The sequence below is a fragment of the Caballeronia sp. genome, from assembly GCF_028292365.1.
In the GTDB taxonomy this organism is placed as follows: Bacteria; Pseudomonadota; Gammaproteobacteria; order Burkholderiales; family Burkholderiaceae; genus Caballeronia.
Genome location: NZ_JAQGMM010000671.1, coordinates 1 through 6,488, shown reverse-complemented (window position 1 = coordinate 6,488; position 6,488 = coordinate 1). Strand labels below are relative to the sequence as shown.

Below are 6,488 nucleotides of genomic sequence, written 5' to 3'. Positions count from 1 at the left end.
GCTGAGGCACCCAGCGAGGAAGTCGCGCCATGACGCGCGGCGGACCTGGGCAATTCGAAGTGGAGACGGGCCATTTTGCGAACGGTGATCCTATTGGCTTGCACGATAGAAGTACTCAAACGTTCCTCTCTGTGCGTGACAACATCCAGCGGATTTTGAACAGCCGCCGCAATAGCCTAGCGCATCTGCCTGACTACGGTCTGGGTGACCTGTCGAAGATTTATCGGCACATGCCGGCGTCTGCACACACACTTCGGCGCGAGATTGAAGACACGTTGCTGAAGTACGAGCCACGGTTGAAATCGATCGATATAGCGTCCGCCAATACAGAAGACGGCATGTTGCTCAGTTTCACGATGACCTGTGAATTGCATCAAGGAGGACTTGTGCGCTACGGCACGCACTTCACGCCAGAGGGACAAGCGCGGTTGACTACGCAGGAAAACGCGCACGATTAGCAAGTACGTTTGGATTAGTCAATCAGGAAGCGAACATGAAGAAGATGGCAGTGAAAGGAAATGCGACAACGACTGGCGGCCAAATACTCGACGGCGATGAAACTGCGCTCGACAACGGACGACCCATTGCGCGCCATATGGAACTCGAAATGTTGAATGCAGACATCGCCACCGCGCGAGTGCTTGAGGTGGAATCGGCCAGGCACGACATCTTGCAGACGATGAACGATCTGGGAATCTCGCTGGAACGACTGAAGGATTACCGTCGTTTCAGGCTGCCACCCCGGGCGAACGAATCGAAATATCGCAATCCGCAGACCGGGGCAAAGTGGGGCGGAAGAAGAAAAACACCTGAGTGGCTACGCGGTAAGGTCTGGGGGCGGTTCCAAGTCGATCCGCTGTTGAACGTGGACGCAGGACTCACGCATGAAACCCAACCTTAGGAGGCTTAGAGCGCCGGAATACAACCTGTCCTCTCCAACGGTTCCGCCTGAGACTCGCTGGCGTGCATGGGATGCAATAGACACGATGCCGTGGCGCGGTTCGAATGGCTCCTTGGACTATCAAACTCGGATGCTCAAGGCAGTTGGGAGCCTCGCTCATGCGTGGAATGGCGAATGTTTGTCGACAGCATTTGCAGGGCACTATTCGCCGCTACTGTTTGCCTGCGCGCAAGGGCAACGCTTTGGATTGTTAGCGCAGTTCCTCCGGTCACAGGGGCTTCATCGCGATCCCCGATCAATTCAACGAAAGGTTATCGACACCCTTCTGAAGGACCAAAGTTATTGCCTTATTTTTGACGATGATGGTGCGGGGGAAGCTGCGGATGTGGTGGCGGTACGCGAGATATCGCACGGAGAAAGGCGGCGACTCGATGTTGAGTTTTACCATTGTAAGTTTTCGATGGCATCGACTTCAGGAGCACGAGTCGACGACCTTTACGCGGTTTGCGGTCAAGCCCAGAAAAGCGTTGCTGGGTCATGAGTCACGAAAAGAAAACGGATCTGTTCTTGCACTTGGTAAAGCGGGAGCCAAAGCGTCGTGGCATGTCCGACTGCACCCGCTTTGAACGTGGTGATCGGGAGAGCCTTGTTCAGCTGAAAGAAGCGAGTCGAATAATGCAGGTCAACCTAAAAATATTTGTCGTTCAACCGGGTTTGTCAAAGACGACTTGCGAGTCGCCCCCAGCTTGAGCTACTTGCGGTTACCGAGAACTACCTTAGGGAAACCTACCAGTTGCCGTTCGGTGTCATTGCGAGCGAATGAACATATTCAGCCGATCAATTGGCCAAAAACGGTAAGGGTCTAGTATCTGAAAACGACAGCGTGTTCAGATACTAGACCTTTGCAATGATCAAGACGTTATAGGTTTTTCGGCTGGCAATTTTCATGCGGAATCAAAAAATGTTGGGCAGAAAGAGTGAGCGGTAGAGAGCGCTATGGACCGCGGAAGTTGGCACACGGAGCGGGTAATCCTTCACTTTGCCACGCAAAGTGTCTAGTCGTGAGAAAGTGAAAATCGACTCACGTAGGCAGGTGAAGCAAGCAACAACTCGGACCGATAACCCTGGAATCTAGCAACCCAGCATCGCCCGGTGCCGACGACCGCCAGAAACCCAAACCTTGTCCACCGATGCGAGCGAATATCTCCGCTGCATCAAGCCGCCTCCAGTTGCTGCTCGGAAGAAGCACGCAACAACACCGGAATAGACTTCGACGTAGGGGTCCCCGCGCCATCGGCAACACTTGACAGCGGCACAAGCGGATTCGTCTCCGGGTAGTACGCGCCCAGACAACCGCGCGGAATATCATAGGCGACCAGCAGGAAACTGTCCGCACGCCGCGTGATGCCATCGTCCCAAACGCTCGTGATATCTACCCGTTGGCCCGCTTCGAAGCCCAGCATCTCGATGTCCAGTTGATTGGCGAATAACACCCGCCGCTGCCCATACACACCGCGATAACGGTCATCGAGACCATAGATTGTCGTGTTGTACTGATCGTGTGAACGGGTGGTCATGAGCGTCATCAACCGCTCGCCATGAGCCGTCCGTGCACGATGAATCGGGGTATCGAATTCAATACCGTGCACGAGGAATTGCGCCTTGCCGCTCGGCGTAATCCACACGCGGTCGCGCGATGCCACGCCCAGATGAAACCCACCCGGGTGCTTGAGCCGCTCGTTGTAATTCTCGAAGCCCGGGATGACTTTCTCAATACCGTCGCGAATCAGCGCATAGTCGTTCGCGTGCGCGAGCCAGTCAACCTTCGTGCTGCCGAGCGTGGCCAGCGCCATGCGTGCGACGATCGCAATCTCCGACAACAAGTTCGGCGAAGCAGGGCGGTTCATACCGTACGAAATGTGCACCATGCTCATGGAGTCTTCCACGCTCACGCCTTGCGCAACGCCGTTCTGCATGTCGATTTCCGTGCGGCCCATCGTCGGCAGGATCAGCGCATCGCGGCCATGAATCAGGTGGCTGCGATTAAGCTTGGTCGTGATATGCACGGTCAAATCGCACGAGCGCATGGCTTCCCACACGCGGGGCGTATCGGGCGTCGCAATCGAAAAATTGCCACCCAACCCGATAAACACTTTCAGCTTGCCGGCGAGCATCGCTTCAATCGAACCAACAACGTCGTAGCCATGTTCGCGCGGCGGCTCGAAATCGTACGCGGCGCCAAGCCGGTCGAGGAACGCTTGCGTCGGCTGCTCTTCGATTCCAACCGTGCGGTCACCCTGCACATTCGAATGCCCACGTACCGGGCACAGTCCCGCACCCAGCCGGCCGATGTTCCCGCGCATCATCATCAGGTTCGACAGGAGTTGCACCGTCGGCACTGAGTTTTTGTGCTGCGTCAGACCCATGCCCCACGTCGAGATCACGGCACGGCCGCGTGCGTAGATATCGGCGAGTTGCAGCACGTCATCCATGGGCACGCCTGATTCCGACACGATCACATCCCAGCTTTCGGCGCGGAGGTCCTCGGCGAAGGCATCGAAACCGACGGTATGCTCGGCGATAAATTCGATATCCAGTACGCGCGGCAAGCCTTGTGCAAGGGCTGCATCGTCGAGTTCGATCACGCGTTTCGCCACGCCTTTGATCAACGCGAAATCCCCGCCGATTTTCGGCCGGATGAACACCGAACTGATCTTCGTACTGCCGCCGGTGAGCATCTCGACCGGATGCTGCGGGCTCGCGAAACGTTCGAGACCGCGTTCACGCAGCGGGTTGATCGAGACGATCGTGGCGCCGCGCTTCGCGCACTCGCGCAGTTCTCCGAGCATCCGCGGGTGATTCGTCGCCGGATTCTGGCCGAACAGCAACAGCGTATCCGCGTGTTCGAAATCCTCGAGCGTGACGGTTCCCTTGCCTACGCCCACGGTTACCGGCAGACCCCGGCTCGTGGCTTCGTGGCACATGTTCGAGCAGTCGGGGAAGTTGTTGGTGCCGTACATCCGCACGAACAACTGGTACAGGAACGCGGCTTCGTTGCTCGCACGGCCCGAGGTATAGAACGCAGCGCGATCGGGGTTATCGAGGCGATTCAAGTGGTCCGCGATCAGCGCAAACGCGTCGTCCCACGCAATGGGCACGTAGCGGTCACGTTCTGCATCGTAGACCAGCGGATCGGTCAGGCGGCCATGCTGTTCCAGCTCATAGTCCGACTGCGCCATTAACTGTTCGACGGTATGTTCTTCGAAAAACGCCGGCGTGACGCGCTTGCTGGTGGACTCGGCGGCCACGGCTTTCACGCCGTTTTCGCAGAACTCGAACGTGGATGCGTGCTCGCGATCCGGCCACGCGCAGCCGGGGCAATCGAAGCCGTCCGGCTGATTCTGGCCGAACAGCGTGCGGTAATTTCCGCCCGATACCTTCTCCTTCAGGAGATTGAGCGCGACATACTTGAGCGCGCCCCAGCCGGCTGCGGGGTGTGTATACGGTTCAATGCGAGGTTCGGGTTTTTTCACAATGCCTGCCGCGATTCATGAGGGTTTTCACCAATGACTCTAGGCTACTGTGTTCCAAAAGTAGCGCGGTATACAGAAAAACAGATAGACGAGGAGTACAGTTGACGATCTACCGGCTTGGAAGCCCGCCCGGTCAACTCCTTTGCCCATTTATCGACCGTGACGCTCTACGAAAAACTGGCTGTCGAGATCGAGGAAGCCGTGCGCCGCGGGGTGTTCGCCGTAGGCGAACGCGTACCGTCAGTGCGTCAGGCAAGTGCACAACATGGGCTCAGCATCAAGACGGTCCTGCATGCCTACGCGCTGCTGGAAAGCAGGGGAGTACTGGAAACCCGGCCGCAGTCGGGCTACTTCGTGCGCGAAGTGCCCGTCCCGCAAGCGATTAATCAAGTCGCCTCGCAGCCACCGCCGGTTGCATCGAAAGTCGATGTCAGCCGCCTCGTGCTGTCCACGCTCCGCTCCATCCGCTCGCAGGACGCCACGCCGCTGGGGTCGCCTTATCCGGACCCGTCACTGTTTCCCTGGCGTCGCATCAACCAGTTGGCAAACGCCATTGCTCGGCGGCATTCAAGCTGGAACCTGATGGACGACTTGCCGCCCGGCAACCCCGAATTGATCCGCCAGATTGCGCGCCGGTACGCTGAGAATGGCGTGCCCGTGGATCCCGACGAGATCATCATCACCGTCGGCGCCACCGAGGCGATCAACCTGAGCCTGCAGGCCGTGGCAAAACCGGGCGACACCGTCGCGGTCGAATCGCCGACGTATTACGCCATGCTCCACGCCATCGAGCGCCTTGGCATGCGAGCGATCGAAGTGCCGACGCATCCGATCGAAGGCATCGACATCGACGCGCTCGCGATCATCATCCTCGAACATCGGATTGCCGCGTGCATGGTCATGCCGAACTTCCAGAATCCCCTGGGTTTCGTGATGTCCGATGCCAACAAAGAGCGGCTTGTCGACCTGCTCGCCGCGCACGAAATTCCGGTGATTGAAAACGATGTGTACCAGGAGTTGTATTACGGCGAAGCCCGGCCGTCAGCGCTTAAGAACTTCGATAAAAAGGGCTTGGTGCTGCACTGTGCGTCGTTTTCCAAGAGCCTGACGGCGTCTTACCGGATCGGCTGGGCGATGCCCGGGCGCTATCGCCAAGAGGTTGAGAAACTCAAGTTTTTGAACACGCTGACTACGCCTTCGGTGCCGCAGGTCGCGGTGGCCGACTATCTTCGGCAGGGCGGTTACGACCGTCATCTGCGGCATGTGCGCAAGGTGTACCGGCAGCAGGCACGGCTCATGATCGCGATGGTAAAGCGCTTTTTCCCCGCCGGCACGCATACGTCCACGCCCATGGGCGGTTATGTGCTGTGGGTCCAGTTGCCTGATGATGTCGACTCCATGAAACTCTACGAAACAGCGCTCGCACGCGGGATCACAATCGGGCCGGGCACGATGTTTTCATCACGCGATGCCTTCCGTCATTTCATCCGGCTCAACTACAGTTATCCCTGGAACGCGCAGACGGAAGCAGCGGTGAAGACGCTGGGCGAACTGGTCGCCGGCATGGCGCGCGAGAAAATCAGAGACATCAAAAACTAGTGACAAGGACAAGAACATGGACGGCATGAACGACGAGATCGATCCGGCGCTGATCGCGATCCTCGCGCAGTTATGGCGGGCGGCGCAGGAGACACCCGGGCGGGCGTGGTCGCTCGCGAAGTTATCGAAGCAATCGGGCGTGCCGATGAGCAGCCTGATTCGCCACCTGACCGCGCTGTCCGATGCGGCGTTACTGGATCCGCCCGATCCGGAGAACTCCGGCGCGAAACGTGAAAATGCGGCGAATACGCCCACCGCTGCGTTAAGCGAAGCGGGACGCGAGCTTTGTGCGCAATTATTCGCGCAATCATCCCCGGAGACCGACACGTTCTGAACGATCGTGCACAGGCATGAGCGCTATTGGCCGGTAATTGGCGATCGGTTGCAATATCACGCGAGTTATTGGGTTTCTTCCAGTGCAAATGGCAAGCCATTGTAAGGAATATCGAATTATT

At 57.8% G+C, this 6,488-nt stretch carries 6 protein-coding genes; 5 read left to right on the top strand and 1 reads right to left on the bottom strand.

The features are described 5' to 3' along the window. Positions 1-29 precede the first annotated feature (29 nt). Genes tssE through JWR14_RS38295 form a run of 3 tightly spaced genes read left to right on the top strand, consistent with a single transcriptional unit; the run spans position 30 to position 1,442 of the window. Entirely contained in the window at positions 30-458 is a 429-nt protein-coding gene (gene tssE, locus JWR14_RS38305; protein ID WP_299720017.1) for a type VI secretion system baseplate subunit TssE, read from the top strand. Between the two features lie 35 nt (positions 459-493). Then, complete coding sequence (locus JWR14_RS38300) at positions 494-901, top strand: H-NS family nucleoid-associated regulatory protein (protein WP_299720015.1); 408 nt, start codon at positions 494-496, stop codon at positions 899-901. After that, positions 885-1,442: a hypothetical protein gene (locus JWR14_RS38295; protein ID WP_299720013.1), complete on the top strand. Its 558-nt coding sequence runs from the start codon at positions 885-887 to the stop codon at positions 1,440-1,442. The genes JWR14_RS38300 and JWR14_RS38295 overlap by 17 nt, the downstream gene beginning before the upstream one ends. A 673-nt stretch (positions 1,443-2,115) precedes the next feature. On the opposite strand, the gene JWR14_RS38290 is transcribed toward JWR14_RS38295, so the two are convergent. Then, positions 2,116-4,434, bottom strand: coding sequence for an FdhF/YdeP family oxidoreductase (locus JWR14_RS38290; RefSeq protein WP_299720011.1), 2,319 nt, complete (start codon positions 4,432-4,434; stop codon positions 2,116-2,118). A gap of 159 nt (positions 4,435-4,593) precedes the next feature. On the opposite strand from JWR14_RS38290, the gene JWR14_RS38285 reads away from it, so the two are divergent. Both JWR14_RS38285 and JWR14_RS38280 read left to right on the top strand, forming a co-directional pair. Then, positions 4,594-6,033 carry a PLP-dependent aminotransferase family protein gene (locus JWR14_RS38285; RefSeq protein ID WP_299720021.1) on the top strand — a complete coding sequence of 480 codons (1,440 nt, stop codon included), beginning with the start codon at positions 4,594-4,596 and terminating at the stop codon, positions 6,031-6,033. A gap of 25 nt (positions 6,034-6,058) precedes the next feature. After that, the gene (locus tag JWR14_RS38280) at positions 6,059-6,367 is read left to right on the top strand and encodes an ArsR family transcriptional regulator (RefSeq protein WP_299720019.1); all 309 of its coding nucleotides are present in this window, start codon (positions 6,059-6,061) and stop codon (positions 6,365-6,367) included. Positions 6,368-6,488: the final 121 nt, after the last annotated feature.